Consider the following 20795-nt stretch of genomic DNA (forward strand, 5'->3'; position numbering starts at 1 on the left):
GGTCAGGCCGCTCGGCCGGACAACCGGGTCCAGGCGTCGAGCGCAGCGGCCATCTCGGCGGCCTTCTTGCTCGACCCGGTGCCGGTGGCGATGTCCTCGCCCTGCAGGACGACCGTCGCCATGAAGGTCTTGTCGTGGTCCGGGCCGGTCTCGGTGACGCGGTACGCCGGGTTGCCGAGCGAGCGGCTCGAGGCGAGCTCCTGCAGGCTCGTCTTCGGGTCCATCGCGGCGCCGAAGCGGTCCGGGTCGATCATGAGCGGTTCGACCAGGCGGAGCACGAGCTCGGTCGCCGGGTCGGGACCGGCCGACAGGTACGTCGCGCCGATGACGGCTTCGACGGTGTCGGCCAGGATCGACGACTTGTCTCGGCCGCCGGTCTGTTCCTCGCCCTTGCCGAGGCGCAGGTAGCGGCCGAGCCCGATCATCCGGGCGATCTCGGCCAGCGCCACGGTCGACACCAGGCTCGCTCGACGCTTGGCGAGGTCACCCTCGTCGAGGTCGGGGAACGACCGGTAGAGCTTCACGGTCACGGCCTGGCCGAGGATCGAGTCCCCGAGGAACTCGAGGCGCTCGTTGTGCTTGATGCCCCCGTGCTCGTAGGCGTAGGAGCGGTGCGTCAGGGCGAGCTGGAGCAGCTCGAGGTCGATGTCGGCCCCGAGGATGCCCTGCAGACGAACGACGTCCGGCCCCGCGGGGCGAGACCCCGCAGCGCCGGACGTTGTCGTCATGCGTTCGGTCCGATCAGACGTCGGCGACCTTGCGGCCCTTGTACTCCATGTACAGGGGCGTGCCGGCCGAGTCCTCGACGACCTTCGCGCGGTGCGGGAGGCTGTAGGTGACCTGACCGTTCTCGATCGTCTTCACGAGCTGGATCGGCGTGGCCTTCCACTGCGAACGACGGGCGTGCGTGTTCGCACGGGACTGCTTGCGCTTGGGAACGGCCATGGTGAATCTCTTTCGGTTGGTCGGTGGTCGGTACGGGGGCTGGCGGTGTCGGGACCTACTCGGTCTCGGCCCGCTCCTCGCCCTCGGTGGTCTTCGGTGCGGTGGTGTCACCGTCGGTGCTGTCGTCGAGCTCGATCGCGCTGAGCGCTGCCCAGCGAGGATCCAGCACCTGACGAGCGGGCTGCTCGCCGAGGTCGGCCAGACGCTCGCCCGTCACCGGGTCGAGTCCTGGGCAGTCCGGTCGGCAGACCGGCTGGAACGGCAGCGACAGCACCACCGCATCTCGAACGACCTGTTCGGTGTCCACGTGGTCATCGCGAACGAAGAAGTCGAAATCCTCCGAGGCATCATACGCGAACAGCTCGGCGAAATCGACCTCGATCGGTTCGCTGATGTCGATGAGGCAGCGCGAGCACTCCCCCGTGGCGTCGGCCGAAGCGTGTCCGGACACGAGGACGCCCTCGTGCAGGCCCTCGAGTTTGACGTCGATGTGCAGTTCGGCACCCTGTCGGACGCCGATCAGACCGGCCCCCATCGCGTCGGGCACCTCGATGTCGAGCGAGTGCTCGCGCATCTCACCCGGCCGGTGCGCGAGGTCGCGCACGCGCAGGGCGTAGGGGCTGTTCACGGGGGAAGACACGATCGACAAGCCTAGCGCGATCGGGGCCGAGAGTCGAGGTGGCGACAGGCGTGTCCGGACGCGGTGGGCGCAGTGTGCGTGCTGGGCGGGCTGGCCGGACTGGGCGGGCGCGCTCAGCGGGCGTGCTCAGCGAGCGTGCTCAGCGGGAGGCGAGCGCGTCGGCGACCGTCTTCGGCACGTAGGGCGTGACGTCACCGCCGAGGGACGACACCTGGCGGATCAGCGAGCTCGACACGTGCGCCCGCGACGCCTCGGGCAGCAGGAACACCGTCTCGACGTCGGCCAGGTGGCGGTTCATGATGGCCATCGGAGTCTCGTACGCGACGTCCTCGCCGGACCGCACGCCCTTCACCAGGACCTTCGCCCCGACCTGCCGGCAGTAGTCGACCAGCAGCCCGGACGTCCACTCGCCGACCGTGACCGTCGCCGGCGCGCCGACCTCGACCAGCGAGTCCTTGATGAGCCGAACCCGGTCGACCGCCTCGAACATGGCCGGCTTCTTGTCGGGGTTGTGCACCACGAGGACGTGCACCTCGTCGAAGAGCCCGGCCGCGCGGCCGATGACGTCGAGGTGCCCGAGGGTGACGGGGTCGAAGGAACCGGGGACCACCGCGATCTGCGCCATGGCAGCGACGATACCGCGCGGGCCGTCGGGCTCCGGGTCAGTTCTTGCCGAGGAACGCCGCGTCGGACTCGTCGAGACGCCGGGCGAGGGCGTCACGGAGGGCCGGGGACCCCTCGAGCTCGGGATCGGGTTCGAGCACGCGCTCCGCTTCTCCGCGCGCGTCGACGATGAGGTCGGCGTGCTCGACCACCCGGAGCAGGTTGAGCGAGGACCGCCCACCGGACTGCCGTTCACCCAGGACGTCGCCCTCGCGCCGGAGCTCGAGGTCGACCCGGGCGAGCTCGAACCCGTCGTCCGAGGCGGCCACGGCGTCCACGCGCTCGCGCGAGGTCGTCTCGAGCTCGGCCGTGGTGACGAGCAGGCAGACACCGGCCCACTGCCCGCGGCCGATGCGACCGCGCAGCTGGTGGAGCTGCGAGACACCGAACCGGTCGGCGTCGAGGACCGCCATCATCGCCGCGTTCGGGACGTCGACGCCGACCTCGATCACGGTCGTGGCCACGACGACGTCGAGGTCACCGGCGGCGAAGGACGTCATCACGCGGTCCTTCTCGTCGGCGGTCATCCGGCCGTGCAGGACCGCGATCGAGCGCCCTTCGAGCACGGGCATGGTGCGCATCCGCTCGGCGGTGGCGAGCACGGTCGCCGGGGCACGCTTCGGGGCGTCGTCCTCGCCCTCGACCGGCTCCGGCTCGCCGTCGTCCTCGGTGTGGGCGTCGTCGATGGCCGGGCAGACGACGAACGCCTGGCGACCCTTGGCCAGTTCTTCGGCCATGCGGGACCAGATCCGGGGTTCCCACCCGGGGTGCTCCGCCAGCGGGACCGTGAAGGTCTCGACGCCGGCGCGCCCCGACGGCATGCCCGTGATGGTCGAGACGTCGAGGTCGCCGAACACCGTCATGGCGACGGTGCGTGGGATCGGCGTGGCCGTGAGCACGAGCACGTGCGGCGGGGTCGTGCCCTTGGTGCGGAGGGCCTCGCGCTGCTCGACGCCGAAGCGGTGCTGCTCGTCGACCACCACGAGCCCCAGCTCGGCGAAGTCCACCCGGTCGCCCAGGAGCGCGTGGGTGCCGACGACCAGCCGTGAGCTGCCCGACGCGGCGGCGAGCAGGGCACGGCGCCGTTCGTCGGTGGACTGCGACCCGGTCAGGATCACCGGTCGGAGCTCGGCGGCCAGGTCCGGCCCGAGGAACTTCACGATGGAGCGCAGGTGCTGGGCCGCCAGCACCTCGGTCGGGGCGATGAGCGCGGACTGGCCGCCGGACTCGGCCACCGTGAGCATCGCCCGGATCGCCACGAGGGTCTTGCCCGACCCGACCTCGCCCTGGATCAGCCGGTGCATTGGCCAGGTGCGGGCGAGGTCCTGGTCGATGTCGGCACCGACGGCCCGCTGGTCGTCCGTCAACGTGAAGGGCAGGGTGGCGTCGAAGCGCTCGAGGATGCCACCGGGGGTGGCCACGCGCGGGGTCGCCGCGGTGCGACGGGCCGCGATCCGACGCTGCACCAGGGCGGTCTGCAGCACGAACGCCTCGCGGTAGCGCAGGGCGTCCTGCGCGCGCTTGAAGTCCGCGACCTTCTCGGGGCGGTGCAGCAGCTCGAGGGCACGGCGGAACGGCGCGAGGTCGAGCCGGGACCGCGCGGACGCCGGCACCGGGTCGGGCAGGTCCGGCAGGGTGTCGAGGACGATCCCGATGGACTTCGCGATCTGCCACGAGGTGAGCGAGGCCGTCGCCGGGTAGATCGGGATCGGCTGGCGCGACCACCGGATCGCTTCGTCGGAGCCGGGCTCCGCCGTGGCGCGGGGGTCGTCGGGGTCGAACAGCTCGTAGTCGGGGTGGGCGAGCTGCCGGGCACCCCGGTAGTCGCTGACCTTGCCGGAGAAGATGCCCCGGGCGCCGGGGACGAGGTCCTTCGTGCGCCACCCCTGGTTGAAGAACGTGAGGGTGAGCAGGCCCTTGCCGTCGCCGATCTTCGCTTCGAGGATCGAGCCGCGGCGCGCGCGCATGGTGCGTTCACGGACGTCGACGACCTCGGCCACGATGGTGACGGGTTCGCCGATCGCGAGCGAGTCGAGGGCGGTCAGTGCCCCACGCTCGGCGTAGCGCCGGGGCGCGTGCTCGAGGAACTCCCCCACCGTGCGGTAGCCGAAGGCCTTCTCGATCGCGGTCGCCGTCCGACCGCCGAGCACGTTCGCGAGCCGCGCGTCGAGCGGCGCCGGACCGAGGTCGGGCGCGGCCGGCGCAGCGGGGGTTCCGGAGGTGACCACGCTCCAACGGTACCGGGCACGACCGACCCCACCCGTGCCTCCCGAGCGGCCTGTGGAGAACGCCGGACCGGACCCGTCGGGCCGATACTGTGGCTGCATGACCCGCATCATCGCCGGCGCCGCCGGCTCCCTGACGCTCCGGGTGCCGAAGTCCGGCACCCGCCCGACGAGCGACCGCGTGCGCGAGGCGCTGTTCTCGTCGCTCGAGGCACGGGGGCTCGTCGAGGCCACGTCGGTGGCCGACCTGTACGCGGGAACGGGCGCGCTCGGGCTCGAGGCGGCGTCCCGCGGTGCGGCCGAGGTCGTCCTGGTCGACCGGGCGTCCGCCGCCGCGCAGGCCTGCCGGGCGAACGCGAAGGCCGTGCAGCAGCGGGTGCCGGGCGTCCGGATCGACGTGCAGCCGCAACCGGTGCTCGGGTACCTGCGCGGGACCGTCCGCACCTTCGACCTGGTGTTCATCGACCCGCCCTACGACGTCACGGAGCACGAGCTCGCCGAGGTGCTCGAGGCCCTGGCGCCGAAGCTGACGCCGGATGCCGTCGTCGTGGTGGAGCGGAGCAAGCGCTCCCCCGAGCCCACCTGGCCGGCGGGGCTCGCGCCGTTCAGCAAGCGCAGCTACGGCGAGACCGTCGCGTGGGAGGCCGTCGCCGCCGGCTGAGGCGCTCTGCGCTTGTGCACGCGCTCCGCGACAGTGCACCTGTCGAACGACGCGTGTTGTGTCGCCACACGGTCGTGCCCCCGACCGGGTCGGGTCAGCCGGCGGCGCCGTCCCAGTCCGCGTAGGGGTCCCAGCCGGTCGTCGGCACCGCGGCACCGGCGCGCAGCACGTCCGCGTCGCCGCGCTCCCGCACGACACCGATGCGCCGGAAGCCCCCGGGCAGAGCCGTGCCTGCCGGGAACGTGGCGAGCAGTCCGTGGTCCTCGCCACCGTGCAGCGCAACCTCGTCGAGGTCGGCGGCGGCATCGAGTTCGAGCGTCACCCGGCTGGCACGGGCGAGCCGACCGGCGTCGATCGCCAGGCCGTCGGACAGGTCGAGCATCGCGGTGGCCCCGGCCCCGGCCGCGAGCGGCCCGTCGGCGATCGGGGGCAACGGGCGGCGCTGGCGGCCGACGTCGGGGTCGTCGTCCGCACCGCTCGCAACCGTCGCGGCGCGGTCCGGCTCGCCCCGGCCGTCGACGCCCTCGCGGAACAGCCGGGACAGCCCACGGGCGGCACGTCCGAGCTCGCCGGACACCGCGAGCACGTCACCGACGCTCGCGCCCGACCGGAGCACGGGCGCGCGGCCCAGCAGGTCACCGAAGGCGGTGACGGCCACCGTGAACGTCGCCGAGGTGGACAGGTCTCCCCCGACGACCCCGCACCCCGGCGCGAGTGCATCGACGGCGAGCCGGAAGCCGTCGGCGATGCCCTCGAGGACGGCCACGGGGGTGTCCTGCGGTGCGGCGAGGGCGATCACGAGGCCGCTCGGTACAGCACCCATCGCGGCGACGTCGGAGAGGTTCGTGGCGGCCGCCTTCCAGCCGATGTCCGTCGGCGACGACCACGCCCACCGGAAGTCCGGACCGTGCACCATCATGTCCGTCGTCACGACGAAGCGGCCGTCGGGGGCGGCCACGACCGCGCAGTCGTCACCGGGGCCGAGGATCGGCGTGCCCACGGGCAGACGGCTCGTGATCCGGCCGAGGACGACGAGTTCGCCGAGCTCCCCCACCGTCGGTCCGGCCCAGGCGTCGTCCGTCGCATCCACACGAGAACGGTAGCCTGGACGGCGATGGACACCGCGCGCCGCACCCCTCGGACCCTCGCGATCGTGGGGGCCGTGATCACCCTCGCCGCCGGGCTGACCGGGTGCACGAACGCCGTGTCGATGTCCGCCGCCCCGTCGGCGAACGCAGCGGCGTGCGCGGCCGTGCAGGTCCGACTGCCCGCGATCGTGGACTCGAAGTTCGACCTGCGGAACACGAACGCGCAGGCCACGGCGGCCTGGGGTGACCCCGAGGTGGCGATCTACCACTGCGGTGTCGCCGTCCCCACCGTGTCCGACCTGCCGTGCTTCTCGCAGGGCGGCGTCGACTGGATCCGCGACGACCGCGGCGACCAGGTCGTCTACACGACGTTCGGTCGGTCACCGGCCGTGCAGGTCGTGGTCGACTCGACGCAGACCACGTCATCGGTCGTGCAGGAGCTCTCCGACGCCGTGTCGTCACTGCCCAAGGACGGGCACAAGTGCCTCGACCCCGCCGACGTGCAGGGCTGACCGAACTGGTCAGCGGACGGCGGCTCGACCCAGCTCGATGAGCTCCGTGATCAGCTCGCCGTAGGACACGCCCGACGCCGCCCAGCAGCGCGGGTACATCGACAGCGGCGTGAAGCCCGGCATCGTGTTGACCTCGTTCACGACGAAGCCGTCGTCGGTCAGGAAGCAGTCGACACGGGCCAGCCCGGACCCACCGATGGCCTCGAACGCGCGGGCACCGATGGAGCGGATCTCGTCGGTCTCGTCGTCGGTCAGCGGTGCCGGGCAGAGCAGCGACTCGTCGCCGCCCAGGTACTTCGACGCGAAGTCGTAGAAGCCGTCCTCGGCCACCACGATCTCGCCCGGCAGGCTCGTGCGCGGCACACCGTCACGGCCCTCGAGCACGGCGACCTCGACCTCGCGGCCGATCACACGGGGCTCGACGATCACCTTGGAATCGTGCTCGAACGCCAGGTCCATGGCGGCACCCAGCTGCGAGGGCTCGTCGACGCGCGAGACGCCCATGCTCGACCCGGCGCGGGCCGGCTTGACGAACAGCGGCCAGCCGTGCGCGGCGATCGTCTCGGCGACGTCCACGGGGTCGGCCGCCCACTGCCGGCGGAGCACCGTGGTCCACGGTGCGACCCGCAGCCCAGCGTGCTCGAGCACGGCCTTCGCGACGTGCTTGTCCATCGCCAGTGCGCTCGCGAGCACGCCGTCGCCGACGTACGGCAGCCCGGCGATCTCGAGCAGGCCCTGGATCGTGCCGTCCTCGCCGAAGGGACCGTGCAGGATCGGGAACACCACGTCGACCGGGATCGCGGTGACGGTGCCGTCGGGGTGGGACACGACGAGTTCGTTGGTGGCCGGCGAGGTCGGGAACGCGATCCGCGTGCCGTTGTCGGGAACGGTCGGCAGCGCGCCGTCGCGGATGGTCCACTGCGCCGGGTCGTCCGACTGCAGCGTGAAGGCACCGTCCTGGGTGATCCCGATCGGCACGAGGTCGTACTCGGCCCGGTCGACGACGTCCATGATGCCGCCGGCGGTCACGCAGCTGATCTCGTGCTCGCTCGAGCGACCTCCGAAGAGCACGGCGACGGTGGTCCTGGGCATGGGGGTTCCCTCGGGGATCGTGGGCACGGGAGTCCCTTCGTGACTCGGTGCGGGACCGGTCACTCGCCCTGCGGCTCGTCGGTCTCGGTGAGGTGCGGCGCGATGTTGCGCGGATCGAGCCTACCGGCGAGGACCTCGCCGACCTGGCTGACGATGGGCATGTCGACGCCGTTCGCCGCGGCCAGCTCGAGGATCGGGGCGACCGAGGCCAGCCCCTCCGCCGTCTGGTTCATCTGGCGGACGACCTCGTCGAACCGGTAGCCCTGGCCGAGCAACCGCCCGGCGGTGTTGTTCCGCGACAGCGGTGACTGGCACGTGGCGATGAGGTCGCCGAGGCCCGCGAGCCCGGACAGCGTGGACGACTGCGCGCCGAGCGACACCGCGAAGTCGGTCATCTCGGCGAGGCCGCGCGTGATGATCGAGGCCTTGGTGTTCTCGCCGTAGCCGACCCCGTCGACAATGCCGATCGCGACGGCGATGAGGTTCTTCAGCACGCCGCCGAACTCGGTGCCGATGACGTCGGTGTTGATGAACGACCGGAAGTACGGGTTCGTCGCGACGGCGGCGACGTCGGTGGCGGTCTCCAGCGACGACGACGACACCACGGCGGCGGTCGGCTGCCGACGGGCGATCTCGAGCGCCAGGTTCGGGCCGCTGGCCACCGCGATGCGGTCCTGGTCGATGCCGAGGCCCTGCAGCAGGACCTCGCTCATCCGCAGTCCCGTGCTCTTCTCGACGCCCTTCATCAGGCTGACGACCGGCACGTCGGCCGGCAGCAGCTCGCGGATCGCGGCGAGGTTGGAGCGCAAGGTCTGCGAGGGCACCGAGACGTACACCTGCGAGGCGCCGTCGAGCACGCGCTCGAGCGACGTCGAGGCGGTCAGGGTGCGGGGCAGGTTGATGCCGGGCAGGTAGTCCGAGTTGCGCTTGGTCTCGGTGATCTCGCGGGCGACCTCGGGGCGTCGGGCCCACACCACGGTGGAGGCACCACCCTCGGCCAGCACCTTCGCGAACGTGGTGCCCCAGCTGCCGGCACCGATCACGGCCACCCGGGGCTTGTCGGTCGACTGCATGACCACCCGGATCGCGGCGGTGTCGAAGGCCCCCGGAGCCGCGGCGGCGGGGTCGGGTCGGTCGTCGTGGGGTCGGAGGTCACTCAAACCGGCCGGTCTCCTTCTGGTTGTTCGCCGCCGGGTCCCAGCGGGTCGCGGGTGCCCGTTCGCCACGAAGCACCTCGAGCAGCGCGGTGATCTCGCGCATGACGAGTTCGGTGGCCTCGCCGAGCATCTGCTGGTCGATCTGCCGACCGCGGTACGCCGACAGGTCGACCGGATCACCGATGATCACGTCGACGCGGGACGGCGGGAACAGCCGGAGCTTCTTGCCGTACCGCGCCATGATGTTCTGCGTGCCCCAGTGGGCCATCGGGATGAGCGGCACGTCGTTCTCGAGCGCGATCCGCACCGCGCCCGTCTTGCCGCGCATCGGCCACAGGTCGGGGTCGCGGGTGAGCGTGCCCTCGGGGTAGACGATGATCGCCCCGCCCTGCTCGACCAGGGACCGGCCCCCGCCGAGGGGGTCGCTCAGGCGCGTCCGGCCGGAGCGTTCGACCGGGATCTGCCCCATGCCGGACATGAGCTTGCCGACCACGGGGACCTTGAACAGCGACGCCTTCGCGAGGAACCGCGGCGCCCGCTTCGAGATGTACACGGCGGTGCCGACGACCAGGGGGTCGATGTTCGTGAAGTGGTTCGGTGCGAGCACGAAAGCGCCCTCCGCCGGCAGGCGGTTCGGGCCGTGCCAGTGGTAGCGCGCCGAGAACCGGAACGTCGGGATGACGATCGAGGCGACGATCCGGAACGCGGTGTTCAGCTCGCCTCGGCGCCACCGGCGCCCACGCACGGGGAGGCCGGTCGTGACCTGCGCGTCGGAGCCGCCACGGGCCTCCAGACCGTCGCCTTTTCCTTCTGCCGGCACTGTGCCTACCCAGCGAAGTCGAAGTCGGCGCCGAGCTTGCGCAGCTTCGGGATGAAGTGCTCGTAGCCGCGGCTGATGATGCCGACGTTGGTGATGTGCGACTCGCCGTCGGCGGTCAGCGCCGCGATGAGGTGGCTGAACCCGCCGCGCAGGTCGGGGACGCGGACGTTGGCGGCGTGCAGCTTCGTCGGACCGGTGATGACGGCGGCCTGCTCGAACGGGCGGCGGGCGACACGGCGGTCGTGGCCGGGCAGCCCCTCCTTGTGCACGACGATGTCGGCACCCATCTCGTTCAGCGCGTCGGTGAAGCCGAAGCGGTTCTCGTAGACGGTCTCGTGCACGATGCTCTGGCCGTCGGCCTGGGTCAGCGCGACGACGAGCGGCTGCTGCCAGTCCGTCATGAAGCCGGGGTGCACGTCGGTCTCGATGACGACGGGCTTGAGGGTGTCCAGCTCGCGGTAGAACCGGATGCCGTCCTCCTGGATGTCGAACCCGCCGCCGACCTTGCGGAAGACGTTGAGGAACGTCATGAGCTCCTGCTGGTTCGCGCCCTCGACGAAGATGTCGCCGTTGGTGGCGAGCGCGGCGGAGGCCCAGCTCGCGGCCTCGTTGCGGTCGTTGATCGCGCGGTGCGTGTAGCCGCGGAGCGACTCGACGCCCTCGATGAAGATGACGCGGTTCGGCTCGACCGAGACGATGGCGCCCATCTTCTGCAGGATCGCGATGAGGTCCATGATCTCGGGCTCGATCGCGGCGTTCCGCAGCTCCGTGACGCCCTTGGCGAGGGTCGCCGAGAGCAGGACCTGCTCTGTGGCGCCGACGCTCGGGTACGGCAGCTCGATCGAGGCGCCCTTCAGGCCGTCCGGGGCCGTCAGGTGGATGCCGTTGACCTGCTTGTCGACGACCGCACCCATGGCACGGAGGGCGTCGAGGTGGAAGTCGATCGGACGGTCGCCGATGCGGCAGCCGCCGAGGTCGGGGATGAACGCCTCGCCGAGCTTGTGCAGCAGCGGACCGCAGAACAGGATCGGGATGCGGCTCGACCCGGCGTGCGCGTCGATCTCGGCGAAGTGCGCCGACTCGACCCGCGACGGGTCGAGGATGAGTTCGCCTCGTGCAGGATCGGTGATGCGCACGCCGTGCACCTCGAGCAGCCCGCGGACCACCTTGACGTCGGAGATGTCCGGCACGTCACGGAGGATCGACGGGGTGTCACCGAGCAGCGACGCCACCATGGCCTTGGTCGCGAGGTTCTTCGCCCCACGGACCTCGATGCGCCCCACGAGCGGCTTGCCCCCGCGGATGACGATCTCGTCCGACTTGAGGCCCACGCGCGCCCCTGCGGCCGCTGCGTCCTGTACGAGAGAGTTCACTACTTCACCGGCAATGTCTTCGGCCGCCAACTGGAGCGGCGGGATTCGAACTCCGTGATCGAGGTCTCGTCACGGAGGGTGAGCCCGATGTCGTCGAGCCCTTCCATCAACCGCCAACGAGTGTAAGCGTCGATCTCGAAGGGGACGTCCACATCCCCCAGCGACACGCGCTGCGTCTCGAGGTCGACCGTCGCTTCGATGCCCGGGTTCGCCTCGATGACGGCCCACAGCCGCTCGACCTCCGGTTCGGTCACGATCGCGGTGACCAGGCCCTGCTTGCCGGCGTTGCCCCGGAAGATGTCCGCGAACCGGGGCGAGATCACGACCGAGAAGCCGAAGTCACGGAGCGCCCAGACGGCGTGCTCGCGGGACGACCCGGTGCCGAAGTCGGGGCCGGCGATCAGGACGCGGGCGCCCTGGTAGCGCTCCTGGTTCAGGACGAAGTCGGGGTCCTGACGCCATCCGGAGAACAGGGCGTCCTCGAAGCCGGTCTTCGTCACGCGCTTCAGGTAGACCGCGGGGATGATCTGGTCGGTGTCGACGTTGGACCGCTTGAGCGGCGCGGCGATGCCGGTGACGGTGGTGATCTTGTCCATCAGAAGGTCCCCTCGGTGGCGGTGGCGGACGTCGCCGCCGCGATCTCGTCGTCGGTCTCCAGGTCCCACGGGCTGGACAGCGTGCCGCGCACCGCGGTGGCCGCGGCGACGAGCGGCGACACCAGGTGTGTGCGGCCGCCCTTGCCCTGGCGGCCCTCGAAGTTGCGGTTCGAGGTGCTCGCGCAGCGCTCCCCCGGAGCCAGCTGGTCCGGGTTCATGCCGAGGCACATCGAGCAGCCGGCGAACCGCCACTCGGCGCCGAACTCCTTCATGACGACGTCGAGCCCCTCAGCCTCGGCCTCGAGCCGGACGCGCGCGGAGCCCGGAACCACCATGACCCGAACACCCGGCGCCTTCTGCCGGCCCTTGATGATCGACGCGAAGGCCCGCAGGTCCTCGATGCGCGAGTTCGTGCAGGACCCCATGAACACCGCGTCGACGGCGATGTCCTTCATCGGGGTGCCGGCGGTGATGTCCATGTACTCCAGGGCGCGGCGTGCGGCGGCCTGGTCGTTCGGGTCGCTGTAGGCGGCCGGGTCCGGCACGCTCTCGGACAGCGAGACGCCCTGGCCGGGGTTCGTGCCCCAGGTGACGAAGGGCTCGAGCTCGTCCGCGTCGATGAACACCTCGGCGTCGAACACGGCGTCGTCGTCGGTGGCGAGGGTCTCCCAGTAGGCGACGGCGTCGTCCCAGTCCTGACCGGTGGGCGCGTGGTCGCGGCCCTGCACGTAGTCGTAGGTGGTCTGGTCGGGGGCGACCATGCCGGCGCGGGCACCGGCCTCGATCGACATGTTGCAGATGGTCATGCGGCCCTCCATCGAGAGCGCACGGATGGCGGAGCCGCGGTACTCGAGCACGTAGCCCTGGCCTCCGCCGGTGCCGATCTTCGCGATGACGGCCAGGATGATGTCCTTCGCCGTCACCCCCGGGCGCAGCGTGCCCTCGACCGTGATCGCCATCGTCTTGAACGGCTTGAGCGGCAGGGTCTGCGTGGCGAGGACGTGCTCGACCTCGGACGTGCCGATGCCGAACGCCATCGCGCCGAAGGCCCCGTGGGTGCTGGTGTGCGAGTCACCGCAGACCACGGTGATGCCGGGCATGGTCAGGCCGAGCTGCGGACCGACCACGTGGACGATGCCCTGCTCCTTGTCGCCCAGGGAGTGCAGCCGGACGCCGAACTCCTCGCAGTTGCGACGGAGGGTCTCGATCTGGATCCGGCTCGTCGGGTCCGCGATGGGGCGGTCGATGGCGAGCGTCGGGGTGTTGTGGTCCTCGGTCGCGATCGTCAGGTCGAGGCGACGCACCGGTCGCCCGGCCTGCCGCAGGCCGTCGAACGCCTGCGGACTCGTCACCTCGTGCACGAGGTGGAGGTCGATGTAGAGGAGGTCGGGGTTGCCGTCCTCGCCCTTGACCACGACGTGGTCGTCCCACACCTTCTCGGCGAGCGTCTTTCCCATGAGCTCAGCCCTCCTCGTCCTCGTCGTTGCGCCGCGACCGCGGCGCGATCAGGCGACTCTACCATTGGTATACCAACGCGCGGCACCCCGCCCGCCGCGGGTCCGTCACCCCGCCGTCGCAGGCCCGTCACCCCGTGGCGACACGGCATGGAGGCCCGTGGCGACTCCCCGACACCTGTCGCGGTGGGAAGATGGTGACGACATGACGACACCTGCGCACTCGACCCGGACCATCAACCTCGAGGGCGCGGCACGCGCCGCGATCGCCGGTGGCGCACCGCTCGCGCTGCTCATCGCCCTCGGCATGCCGGGGTACGCCGCCTTCGCCATGTTCGCCGGGTTCACCGCCATCTTCGGCGCGACCGAGCCCTACCGGCAGCGTGCCGTCACCACCGGCGTCGCGGGTGCGCTGCAGGCACTCTGCATGTTCGCCGGCATCGGGGTCGGGCTCGTCGGGTCGCCGCTCTGGCTGCAGGCTGTGGGTCTCGTCGTCGTCCTGGTGGTCGCGGTCTGCACCCTCTCCACGCTCCGGGCGATCCCCGCGCAGCCGATCTTCCCGGTGTTCGCGTTCGTCGTGTCCGCACTCGTGCCGATGCGCCCGGCCGACGTCCCGCTCGTCACGACGATCATCGTCTGCTCGGTGGTCTGGGCCTGGCTCGTCGCGATGTCCGGAGCGGTGCTCCGCCGAGTGTTCCACCCGCACGCCCCGCACCGGTTCCGCCCGCTGGCCGACCGCAAGCACCGGTCGCTCGCGGTCCTCCGCACGCCGGCGCTGTGGGAGACCGTCGGGCTCAACGTCGTCGGGTCACTCGTCGCCGGGGCCGTCGCGGAGTCGATCCCCGGGCTCGGGCACCCGTACTGGGCGGTCATCGCGGTGGTCTCGACCCTGCCGGCGATCCGCCAGCGGCACACCGTGGTCCGCGCCGGGCAGCGTGTGGTGGGCACGATCGGCGGCACGGTCATCGCGGTCGGCATCCTGCTGCTCGAGCCATCGGCGTGGTGGATCGTCGTGCTGGCCGTCGTCGGGCAGTTCTTCGCCGAGATCTTCGTCGCCCGGAACTACGCCGTGTGCCTGCTGTTCCTCACCCCGCTCGCCCTGGCGGTGTCGTGGCTGAGCCTGCCCGAGGCGCCGCAGCTGCTGGCGCTCGACCGCATCGCGCAGACCGTGCTCGGTGCCGTGGTCAGCGTGGGGCTGCTGCTCGTCGGGCGCGCGATCGAGCGCCGGCGTGGCCGTGCCCTCGGTGCGACGAGCGCGATCCGGACCGTCTGACGCGCCCGGTCGAACCGGGCGTCCCTGGTCGAACCGGGCGTCCCTGGTCGAACCGGGCGTACCGGGTCGGATCGGGCGTACCTGGTCGAATCGGGCGTACCTGGTCGTTCCTTCCGACCAGGTGTGCCCGATTCCGCCTGCCATCGCGCGTGACAGGGGAAGCAACGGGCGCGGACGGCGGACGGGAGGCCCGTGGCGGCGCCGCCACGGGCCTCCCGTCCGCCGATGGTCGCGACCACTGCGTCCTGCGAAAGCGACAGATCGCTGCGGGACAACCGCGGGGATCTGTCGCTTTCGCGGACGGGACGGCACCGCGTGCCGGGGATCTGTCGCTTTCGCGAGCCCGCACGCCCCACCAGCGCGTCAGTCGCGCGGCTGGATGTTCCAGGCGTCGATGACGGGGCGGCCGTGTTCGTAGCCGAGGATGCTGACCGAGGCGGTGCCGAGCTTCAGCACGGCGCCGTCCTGCGGCGCGAGCCGGATCCACGCGGCACCGAGCGCGCGCAGCACGTGGCCGTGGGCGATGAACACCGCGTCGTGGCCCTCGGCGAGCACCGGTCGGGCACGGTTCAGGATGCGCTCGACGCGGACCCGGACCTCGGCGGCGTTCTCACCGGGGGTGTCGCCGGCGGGGACGCCGTCGGTCCAGAGGTCCCACGGCCCGTGGCGCAGCACCTTGATCTGCGGGGTGGTGAGGCCCTCGTACGCGCCGTAGTCCCACTCGTACAGGTCCTCGTCGAGCTCCGGCTCGACGCCGATCAGGTGCGCGGTGTCGCGGGCGCGCTGCAGCGGGCTCGACAGCGCCAGCGCGAACGACCGGTCCCCGAGGTACCGGCCTGCGCGCTTCGCCTGCTCGACACCGTTGTCGGTGAGCGGGATGTCGGTGCGGCCGGTGTGCTGCCCGCTCTTCGACCACTCCGTCTCTCCGTGACGGACGAGGACGAGTTCGCCGGGGCGTTCCGAGGTCATGAGTTCCTTCCGATCCAGAGGCCGAGCGCAGCTGCGCCGACCGAGACGACGAGCATCCCGAGGCCGTTCAGGACGGCGAGCCGGGTCTTGCCGGATCGGAGGAGCTGTACGGTCTCGACGCTCGCCGTCGAGAACGTCGTGTACCCACCCATCATGCCCGTCCCGAGCACAGCGACCGTCGAGGTCGGGATGGTGCCGGCCTGCCCGAGACCCGTCAGGACCCCGAGCACGAGCGATCCGGACGCGTTGATGAGCAGGGTCCCGACCGGGAACCCGGCGAACCGGGAACCGGCGACGCGGCCCTTGACGAGCCCGTCGAGCACGAAGCGCAGCGCGGCGCCGGCTCCCCCGCCGACGGCGACCAGGATCAGTTCGACCGGGCTCATCGGGCGTCCTCTCGGGGTTCGGGGCGGGTGCGGGGCCGGGTGGCCGCGGCCACCCACAGACCGAGGACGACCGCGGCGAGTCCGAGCACGACCGACAGCAGCGCGTACCCGGTGCCCGCCGTCCAGCGCCCGAGGTCGAGCAACTGCGCGGTGTCGTCCGCCAGCGTGCTGTAGGTCGTGAAACCGCCGAGGACGCCGGTGCCGACGAACAGCCGGACCGCACGACGACGACCGACGTCCGGGCCGCGGCGTGCGAGCGCGTCGAGCAGGAACCCGAGGCAGAACGCCCCGACGACGTTGATCCCCAGGATGGTCCAGCTGATCCCGTCGTGCGCGGGGAACGCCGCGGCGAGGAGTGCGCGGACGGCCGTCCCGATCGCGCCGCCGAGGGCGACCAGGGCGACGAGCCTCCAGCGCAGGTGCGGTGGGCGTTCGGCGTGCATCGTGCTCCCGTCGCGAGGCGATCGTTCCCCGGACGACGGGGACGATCCAGGCTAGCCGAGACGACGAAACCCCCGCCGAGCCGGAGCTGGACGGGGGTTTGCGTGCTGGTGACCCCAGCGGGATTCGAACCCGCGTTACCGCCGTGAGAGGGCAGCGTACTAGGCCGCTATACGATGGGGCCGCGGCTGTTGTCGGACTCGGAGCATGTCACCTGTGGTGACCCCAGCGGGATTCGAACCCGCGTTACCGCCGTGAGAGGGCAGCGTACTAGGCCGCTATACGATGGGGCCGTTCCGACAACTCGACAAGTATTGCACAAGGCTCGCACCCGCACCAAAACGGGGCGTGTCGCCCGGGTGTGCCGCCATGTCGGAGCAGGCATACGGTGGATCGATGACGGCCGACCACGACGCGATCGCCCGGGCCAGACACGTGAGCGGCTGCCCGTCGGCCACGGTCCGGATCGGTCTGTCCGGGTGGCAGTACGACGGCTGGCGCGGGGACTTCTACCCCGACGGCCTCGCGAAGCGGCGGTGGCTCGAGCACGTGGCGTCGCGGTTCCCGACGGTGGAGCTGAACGGATCCTTCTACTCGCTCCAGCGTCCGGCGCGCTACCGGGCGTGGCGTGCGGCCTCGGGCGGGCAGCCGTTCCGGTTCGCGGTCAAGGGCGGCCGGTACGTCACGCACATGCTGCGGCTCCGGAACGTCGAGACCGCGCTGGCGAACTTCTTCGCCTCGGGTCCGCTGGAGCTCGGGGACACCCTCGGGCCCGTGCTCTGGCAGCTGCCCGAGCGCCTGCTGCCGACGCCGGAGGTGCTCGACGCGTTCCTCGGGCTGCTCCCCCGGACACACGGTGCGGCCGCCGAACTCGCACGCCATCACGACGACAAGGTCCCCGGCGAACCGGACGGTCTCGTGGTGCCCGAGGAACCGGCGTGGTCGATCCACCACGCGCTCGAGTTCCGGGCCGCCGGCTTCGGCGACGAGCACCTCGACGTGCTGCGCCGACACCGCATCGCCCTGGTCGACTCGCACGCCGGCGACTTCCCCCGCTTCCGGGCGGACACCGGGGCACCACTCGCGTACCTCCGGTTGCACGGCGCACCCCGGACCTACCACGACGGGTACTCACCCCAGGCACTCGGCGGGTGGGCGACGACGGTCCTCGAGCACGCCGAGGCCGGCCGGGACGTCTACGTGTACTTCGACAACGACGCCGAGCGGCACGCTCCGTGGGACGCCCTGGCGCTCGACCGCCTGGTCGCGGCGCGACTGCGCCGGCGGGCGCCCGACCGGTGAGCAGCAGAAGCCGGGTGCGTGGACGCGACCCGTCGCGTTCTGCTCACTCGGTGACGGACAGGAGGCGCGTGGCGGCGCCGCCACGGGCCTCCAGGCCGCGCAGCGCAGCGCAGCACAGCGCAACGCAACGCAGCGCAGCGCAGCCCTAGAGCGTGAGCGACTCCCCCAGACGCAGCACGACGAGCGACCCGCCGGGCTCGACGGCCTCGCGGAGCCGGCCCGTGTGCATGCCGAGGCCGACCTCGGACAGGGTGGCCTCGTGGATCGGGTACGCCCGGGACGGCGCGATCGCGGCGACGTAGTCCATCATCTCGGCGACCTTGAGCCACGGCGCCCCGACGGGTGCCGCGAGGACCTCGACCGGGACGCCCGGGTCCGTGTAGGAGTCGCCCGGGTGGAACAGCCGGCCGTTCACGAGCACGCCGGTGTTGTCGACGATCGGCACCGAGGCGTGGATCAGCTGGTGCCGCGTGCCGTGGAAGGTGAGCGTGAAGGGGCCGACCGTCCGGTGGTCACCGTCCGTGACGACGTCCACCGTGACACCCGCCTCGGCGAGCGCCGCGCGGACGCCCTCCGGTCCGATGACGACCGCACGGGGGTTGGCGTCGAGGATGCGCCGGACCTGCTCGGCGGTGACGTGGTCCGGGTGCTCGTGCGTGACGACGACGGCGACGACCCCGGACGCGTCGACCGGTCGGGTGAAGTTCCCCGGGTCGAGGACCAGGCGGGCGTCCCCCTCGGTGATGACCTGGCAGGCGTGTTCGAGTTTGGTGACCTCCATGCGGGCGACCCTACGCGGGACCGTGCGGGCGGGGTCCCGTGGTCGCGCGGACGACCAGGTGCGCTGGTGCCGCCGCGATCGGGCCGGCGACACCGCCGTCGACCTCGGCGAGCACGGCCCGTGCAGCGGTGCGTCCCTGCGCCACCGGGTCCTGCGCGACGGTGGTGAGTCCGACGGTGGCGCCGTACTCGTGGCCGTCGATCCCCATCACGGACACGTCCTCCGGGACCGCGAGTCCGGCTCGGCGTGCGGCGAGCAGGACGCCGAGGGCCATCTCGTCCGACGCGCAGAGCACCGCCGTCGGTCGCTCCGACGCGGGCTCGGCGAACAGCACGGCCCCGGCGGCGGTCCCGCCGGCGAACGAGAACCGGCCGTCGAGGGACCACCGTTCCGGCACGGCCTGTCCCGACGACCGCACGGCGTCGAGGAACCCGTCCCGTCGCAGGTGCGGCACGGCGACGTTCATGCCGGCCTCGTCCTGCCCGCCGACGTAGGCGATGCGCCGGTGGCCGAGGCCGTGCAGGTGCTCGACCGCTATCCGGGTGACCTCGCGGTCGTCGACGCCCACGTTCCGCAGGCCCGGTGCCGGGCCGCCGATGACGACCATGGGGTGCCGACTGAGTTCGAGCTCGGCTCGTTCGGTGGCGTCGAGCACCAGGGAGAGCAGGACGAGGCCGTCGACGCGGTGGCGCAGCATCGAGCGCCGGAACGCCCGGTCACGGTCGCCGCCCGGGCCGCCGAGGTTGTAGAGGACCAGGTCGTACCCGGCCTGGCGGAGCTCCGCGTCGACACCGCCGAGCGCCTTCACGTAGAACCAGCGGTCGATGACGGGCACGACCACCCCGACGGCGCGCTGACGACCGGTGGCGAGGCCGGCCGCCGCCGAGCTCGGGACGTACCCGAGTTCGTCGGCGACCCGCTGCACCTGCTCGATCGTGGTGTCGGCCACGTTCGACATGCCGCGGAGCGCCCGCGACACCGTGGACTTCGACAGCCCCGTGACGGTCGCGATCTCCTGGATCCCCATCGGTGCGACCCGGGAGGCCCGTCAGCCGTCCGTGCCGTGTGTCACGTCCGCCGGCGCGTCGGGTCCACCCCGTCGGGCCGTCACCGCGGGCACGCCGCGGTCCGCCCGGCGTTGCGGCACCCGTGCGGGGCGCGCCGGCCGTCGTGCAGCCGGTGCGACCTCGTCCCAGCCGGCGTGCTGGTGCACCCGTCCGTCCGCGCCGGGTCGGGGTCGGCGACCGGTGGGGTCGGTGACCGACGTGTGCACCGGGGCGACCGCGGGCGCAGCACCGACGCCCCGGGGCACGGACGCACCCGTGCCGTCCTGCGGTGCGGTCCGGCGGAGGACCGCGACCCGCCACCGGTCGAGCGCGACGACGCCGAGCACGCACACGAGCAGGGTGAGCGCCCAGCCGAGCGCCGGTCGCCCGGTGAGCTCGCAGAACACCGTGACGCCGAGGAACAGGACGCCGAACATCCCGACGAAGCCGATGGCCTCCTCGATGTGGGCGGTGGGACGGGTGGGTCCGCGCTGGGCCATGGTCGTCAGCCCTTCACGCCGCCGGCGGTGAGCCCCGCCACGATGCGCCGCTGGAAGATCAGCACGAGGATGACCAACGGGATCGTGACGATCGTGCCGGCGGCCATCACCGCCGTATAGGGCTCCTGGTGCGGCTGCGACCCGGCGAACGAGGCGATCGCCACGGTCACCGGCTGGGTCGCGTCGCTCGACAGCTGCGACGAGATGAGGTACTCGTTCCAGCTCGAGATGAACGCCAGGATCGCCGTGGTGAACACCGCCGGCGCCGCGAGCGGCAGGATGATCCGCCGGAACGCCTGCACCCGGGTGCACCCGTCGATGCGGGCTGCCTCTTCGAGGTCCCACGGCATCTCGCGGAAGAACGACGCAAGCGTGTACACGGTCAGCGGCAGCACGAACGAGATGCTCGGCAGGATGAGCGCCTGGTACGACCCCATCCACCCGATGTCGGTGAACAGCTGGAACAGCGGCGAGATGAGGGCGACGCCGGGGAACATCGACGCGGCCAGGATCGCGCCGGCGATGAGCGACTTGCCGCGGAACTCGAGCCGGGCGAGGGCGTACGCCGCCGTGGTGCCGACGAGCAGGGCGATGATCGTCACGACCCCACCGATGAGCAGGCTGTTGGCGAGCGCCCGACCGAGGTGGTTGCCGAGCGACGTGGAGAACGCCGTCGCGTAGTTGTCGAGCGTGACGTGCGTCGGCCACGGGGTGGCGTCGAACGTGAACCCGACGTCGCGGAAGCTCGTCACCACCATCCAGTAGAACGGCAGGAGGCACCACACGGCGATGACGATCGCCTGCACGGCCGTGCGGATGCGCGGCCCGGTGTCGCGGCGGACGCGCACCTCGGTGCGGTCGACGGCGCGGT

Annotated in this window: 23 protein-coding genes and 2 tRNA genes; 4 read left to right on the forward strand and 21 right to left on the reverse strand. The window is 71.8% G+C overall.

Features of this window, described 5'->3' with window-relative positions; all coding sequences use genetic code 11:
- Positions 1 to 2 precede the first annotated feature (2 nt).
- From rnc to DEJ04_RS11050, 5 genes are all read right to left on the reverse strand, one after another.
- Positions 3 to 728 carry a ribonuclease III gene (rnc, locus tag DEJ04_RS11030; RefSeq protein WP_173034235.1) on the reverse strand — a complete coding sequence of 242 codons (726 nt, stop codon included), beginning with the start codon at positions 726 to 728 and terminating at the stop codon, positions 3 to 5.
- Positions 729 to 741: 13 nt separating this feature from the next.
- Positions 742 to 945 carry a 50S ribosomal protein L32 gene (gene rpmF, locus DEJ04_RS11035; protein WP_017888273.1) on the reverse strand — a complete coding sequence of 68 codons (204 nt, stop codon included), beginning with the start codon at positions 943 to 945 and terminating at the stop codon, positions 742 to 744.
- Between the two features lie 55 nt (positions 946 to 1000).
- Positions 1001 to 1573, reverse strand: coding sequence for a DUF177 domain-containing protein (locus DEJ04_RS11040; RefSeq protein WP_071405664.1), 573 nt, complete (start codon positions 1571 to 1573; stop codon positions 1001 to 1003).
- A gap of 151 nt (positions 1574 to 1724) precedes the next feature.
- Complete coding sequence (coaD, locus tag DEJ04_RS11045; protein ID WP_111047095.1) at positions 1725 to 2210, reverse strand: pantetheine-phosphate adenylyltransferase; 486 nt, start codon at positions 2208 to 2210, stop codon at positions 1725 to 1727.
- 37 nt (positions 2211 to 2247) lie between these two features.
- On the reverse strand, positions 2248 to 4476 hold the full coding sequence (locus DEJ04_RS11050) for an ATP-dependent DNA helicase RecG (RefSeq protein WP_258371359.1): 2229 nt from the start codon (positions 4474 to 4476) through the stop codon (positions 2248 to 2250).
- Between the two features lie 97 nt (positions 4477 to 4573).
- Between DEJ04_RS11050 and DEJ04_RS11055 the strand changes: the two genes are divergently transcribed.
- Positions 4574 to 5134 carry an RsmD family RNA methyltransferase gene (locus tag DEJ04_RS11055; protein WP_027465899.1) on the forward strand — a complete coding sequence of 187 codons (561 nt, stop codon included), beginning with the start codon at positions 4574 to 4576 and terminating at the stop codon, positions 5132 to 5134.
- 94 nt (positions 5135 to 5228) lie between these two features.
- Here DEJ04_RS11055 and thiL read toward each other — a convergent pair whose 3' ends face one another.
- On the reverse strand, positions 5229 to 6224 hold the full coding sequence (gene thiL / locus DEJ04_RS11060) for a thiamine-phosphate kinase (protein ID WP_111047096.1): 996 nt from the start codon (positions 6222 to 6224) through the stop codon (positions 5229 to 5231).
- 24 nt (positions 6225 to 6248) lie between these two features.
- On the opposite strand from thiL, the gene DEJ04_RS11065 reads away from it, so the two are divergent.
- Complete coding sequence (locus tag DEJ04_RS11065) at positions 6249 to 6734, forward strand: DUF3515 family protein (protein ID WP_111047097.1); 486 nt, start codon at positions 6249 to 6251, stop codon at positions 6732 to 6734.
- A gap of 9 nt (positions 6735 to 6743) precedes the next feature.
- On the opposite strand, the gene DEJ04_RS11070 is transcribed toward DEJ04_RS11065, so the two are convergent.
- The 6 genes from DEJ04_RS11070 to leuC form a co-directional block, all read right to left on the reverse strand.
- On the reverse strand, positions 6744 to 7826 hold the full coding sequence (locus DEJ04_RS11070) for a D-alanine--D-alanine ligase family protein (protein WP_111047098.1): 1083 nt from the start codon (positions 7824 to 7826) through the stop codon (positions 6744 to 6746).
- A 59-nt stretch (positions 7827 to 7885) separates the two neighbouring features.
- Entirely contained in the window at positions 7886 to 8899 is a 1014-nt protein-coding gene (locus DEJ04_RS11075) for an NAD(P)H-dependent glycerol-3-phosphate dehydrogenase (RefSeq protein WP_031259730.1), read from the reverse strand.
- A 79-nt stretch (positions 8900 to 8978) separates the two neighbouring features.
- Positions 8979 to 9803 (reverse strand): 1-acyl-sn-glycerol-3-phosphate acyltransferase, encoded by an 825-nt coding sequence (locus DEJ04_RS11080; protein WP_111047099.1) that lies wholly within the window; start codon positions 9801 to 9803, stop codon positions 8979 to 8981.
- A gap of 5 nt (positions 9804 to 9808) precedes the next feature.
- The gene (gene murA, locus DEJ04_RS11085; RefSeq protein WP_071405672.1) at positions 9809 to 11176 is read right to left on the reverse strand and encodes a UDP-N-acetylglucosamine 1-carboxyvinyltransferase; all 1368 of its coding nucleotides are present in this window, start codon (positions 11174 to 11176) and stop codon (positions 9809 to 9811) included.
- The gene (gene leuD / locus DEJ04_RS11090) at positions 11176 to 11772 is read right to left on the reverse strand and encodes a 3-isopropylmalate dehydratase small subunit (RefSeq protein WP_111038544.1); all 597 of its coding nucleotides are present in this window, start codon (positions 11770 to 11772) and stop codon (positions 11176 to 11178) included. Before leuD ends, murA begins: the two co-directional genes overlap by 1 nt.
- Positions 11772 to 13229, reverse strand: coding sequence for a 3-isopropylmalate dehydratase large subunit (leuC, locus tag DEJ04_RS11095; protein ID WP_111029137.1), 1458 nt, complete (start codon positions 13227 to 13229; stop codon positions 11772 to 11774). Before leuC ends, leuD begins: the two co-directional genes overlap by 1 nt.
- Positions 13230 to 13431: 202 nt before the next feature.
- Between leuC and DEJ04_RS11100 the strand changes: the two genes are divergently transcribed.
- Positions 13432 to 14499 carry an FUSC family protein gene (locus DEJ04_RS11100; protein ID WP_111087784.1) on the forward strand — a complete coding sequence of 356 codons (1068 nt, stop codon included), beginning with the start codon at positions 13432 to 13434 and terminating at the stop codon, positions 14497 to 14499.
- Between the two features lie 363 nt (positions 14500 to 14862).
- On the opposite strand, the gene DEJ04_RS11105 is transcribed toward DEJ04_RS11100, so the two are convergent.
- The 5 genes from DEJ04_RS11105 to DEJ04_RS11125 form a co-directional block, all read right to left on the reverse strand.
- Positions 14863 to 15468: a histidine phosphatase family protein gene (locus tag DEJ04_RS11105; RefSeq protein WP_027465908.1), complete on the reverse strand. Its 606-nt coding sequence runs from the start codon at positions 15466 to 15468 to the stop codon at positions 14863 to 14865.
- Positions 15465 to 15854, reverse strand: a complete 390-nt coding sequence (gene crcB, locus DEJ04_RS11110; RefSeq protein WP_111047101.1) for a fluoride efflux transporter CrcB — start codon at positions 15852 to 15854, stop codon at positions 15465 to 15467. The genes DEJ04_RS11105 and crcB overlap by 4 nt, the downstream gene beginning before the upstream one ends.
- Positions 15851 to 16297: a CrcB family protein gene (locus tag DEJ04_RS11115; protein WP_111047102.1), complete on the reverse strand. Its 447-nt coding sequence runs from the start codon at positions 16295 to 16297 to the stop codon at positions 15851 to 15853. Before DEJ04_RS11115 ends, crcB begins: the two co-directional genes overlap by 4 nt.
- Positions 16298 to 16403: 106 nt before the next feature.
- Positions 16404 to 16479: transfer RNA gene (locus DEJ04_RS11120), tRNA-Glu, on the reverse strand.
- 33 nt (positions 16480 to 16512) lie between these two features.
- Positions 16513 to 16588: transfer RNA gene (locus DEJ04_RS11125), tRNA-Glu, on the reverse strand.
- 103 nt (positions 16589 to 16691) lie between these two features.
- Here DEJ04_RS11125 and DEJ04_RS11130 point away from each other — a divergent pair.
- The gene (locus tag DEJ04_RS11130) at positions 16692 to 17597 is read left to right on the forward strand and encodes a DUF72 domain-containing protein (RefSeq protein WP_111047103.1); all 906 of its coding nucleotides are present in this window, start codon (positions 16692 to 16694) and stop codon (positions 17595 to 17597) included.
- A 145-nt stretch (positions 17598 to 17742) separates the two neighbouring features.
- Here DEJ04_RS11130 and DEJ04_RS11135 read toward each other — a convergent pair whose 3' ends face one another.
- Genes DEJ04_RS11135 through DEJ04_RS11150 form a run of 4 tightly spaced genes read right to left on the reverse strand, consistent with a single transcriptional unit; the run spans position 17743 to position 20772 of the window.
- Entirely contained in the window at positions 17743 to 18378 is a 636-nt protein-coding gene (locus DEJ04_RS11135) for an MBL fold metallo-hydrolase (RefSeq protein WP_111047104.1), read from the reverse strand.
- A gap of 10 nt (positions 18379 to 18388) precedes the next feature.
- Positions 18389 to 19405, reverse strand: a complete 1017-nt coding sequence (locus tag DEJ04_RS11140) for a LacI family DNA-binding transcriptional regulator (protein ID WP_111047105.1) — start codon at positions 19403 to 19405, stop codon at positions 18389 to 18391.
- A 21-nt stretch (positions 19406 to 19426) separates the two neighbouring features.
- Complete coding sequence (locus DEJ04_RS11145) at positions 19427 to 19924, reverse strand: hypothetical protein (RefSeq protein WP_111047106.1); 498 nt, start codon at positions 19922 to 19924, stop codon at positions 19427 to 19429.
- Between the two features lie 5 nt (positions 19925 to 19929).
- A complete protein-coding gene (locus tag DEJ04_RS11150; RefSeq protein WP_241660376.1) occupies positions 19930 to 20772 on the reverse strand; it encodes a carbohydrate ABC transporter permease in 843 nt (280 codons plus the stop codon).
- Positions 20773 to 20795: the final 23 nt, after the last annotated feature.

It is taken from the genome of Curtobacterium sp. MCLR17_044 (assembly GCF_003234435.1).
GTDB classification, from domain to species: Bacteria; Actinomycetota; Actinomycetes; order Actinomycetales; family Microbacteriaceae; genus Curtobacterium; species Curtobacterium flaccumfaciens.

Coding starts and splice junctions, on each gene's coding strand:
- DEJ04_RS11105 (WP_027465908.1), bottom strand. CDS start 15,468: ATGACCTCGGAACGCCCCGGCGAACTCGTCCTCGTCCGTCACGGAGAG.
- DEJ04_RS11115 (WP_111047102.1), bottom strand. CDS start 16,297: ATGCACGCCGAACGCCCACCGCACCTGCGCTGGAGGCTCGTCGCCCTG.
- DEJ04_RS11145 (WP_111047106.1), bottom strand. CDS start 19,924: ATGGCCCAGCGCGGACCCACCCGTCCCACCGCCCACATCGAGGAGGCC.
- rnc (WP_173034235.1), bottom strand. CDS start 728: ATGACGACAACGTCCGGCGCTGCGGGGTCTCGCCCCGCGGGGCCGGAC.
- DEJ04_RS11065 (WP_111047097.1), top strand. CDS start 6,249: ATGGACACCGCGCGCCGCACCCCTCGGACCCTCGCGATCGTGGGGGCC.
- leuD (WP_111038544.1), bottom strand. CDS start 11,772: ATGGACAAGATCACCACCGTCACCGGCATCGCCGCGCCGCTCAAGCGG.
- leuC (WP_111029137.1), bottom strand. CDS start 13,229: ATGGGAAAGACGCTCGCCGAGAAGGTGTGGGACGACCACGTCGTGGTC.
- DEJ04_RS11055 (WP_027465899.1), top strand. CDS start 4,574: ATGACCCGCATCATCGCCGGCGCCGCCGGCTCCCTGACGCTCCGGGTG.
- DEJ04_RS11070 (WP_111047098.1), bottom strand. CDS start 7,826: ATGCCCAGGACCACCGTCGCCGTGCTCTTCGGAGGTCGCTCGAGCGAG.
- DEJ04_RS11100 (WP_111087784.1), top strand. CDS start 13,432: ATGACGACACCTGCGCACTCGACCCGGACCATCAACCTCGAGGGCGCG.
- crcB (WP_111047101.1), bottom strand. CDS start 15,854: ATGAGCCCGGTCGAACTGATCCTGGTCGCCGTCGGCGGGGGAGCCGGC.
- DEJ04_RS11140 (WP_111047105.1), bottom strand. CDS start 19,405: ATGGGGATCCAGGAGATCGCGACCGTCACGGGGCTGTCGAAGTCCACG.
- DEJ04_RS11130 (WP_111047103.1), top strand. CDS start 16,692: ATGACGGCCGACCACGACGCGATCGCCCGGGCCAGACACGTGAGCGGC.
- rpmF (WP_017888273.1), bottom strand. CDS start 945: ATGGCCGTTCCCAAGCGCAAGCAGTCCCGTGCGAACACGCACGCCCGT.
- DEJ04_RS11135 (WP_111047104.1), bottom strand. CDS start 18,378: ATGGAGGTCACCAAACTCGAACACGCCTGCCAGGTCATCACCGAGGGG.
- DEJ04_RS11075 (WP_031259730.1), bottom strand. CDS start 8,899: ATGCAGTCGACCGACAAGCCCCGGGTGGCCGTGATCGGTGCCGGCAGC.
- coaD (WP_111047095.1), bottom strand. CDS start 2,210: ATGGCGCAGATCGCGGTGGTCCCCGGTTCCTTCGACCCCGTCACCCTC.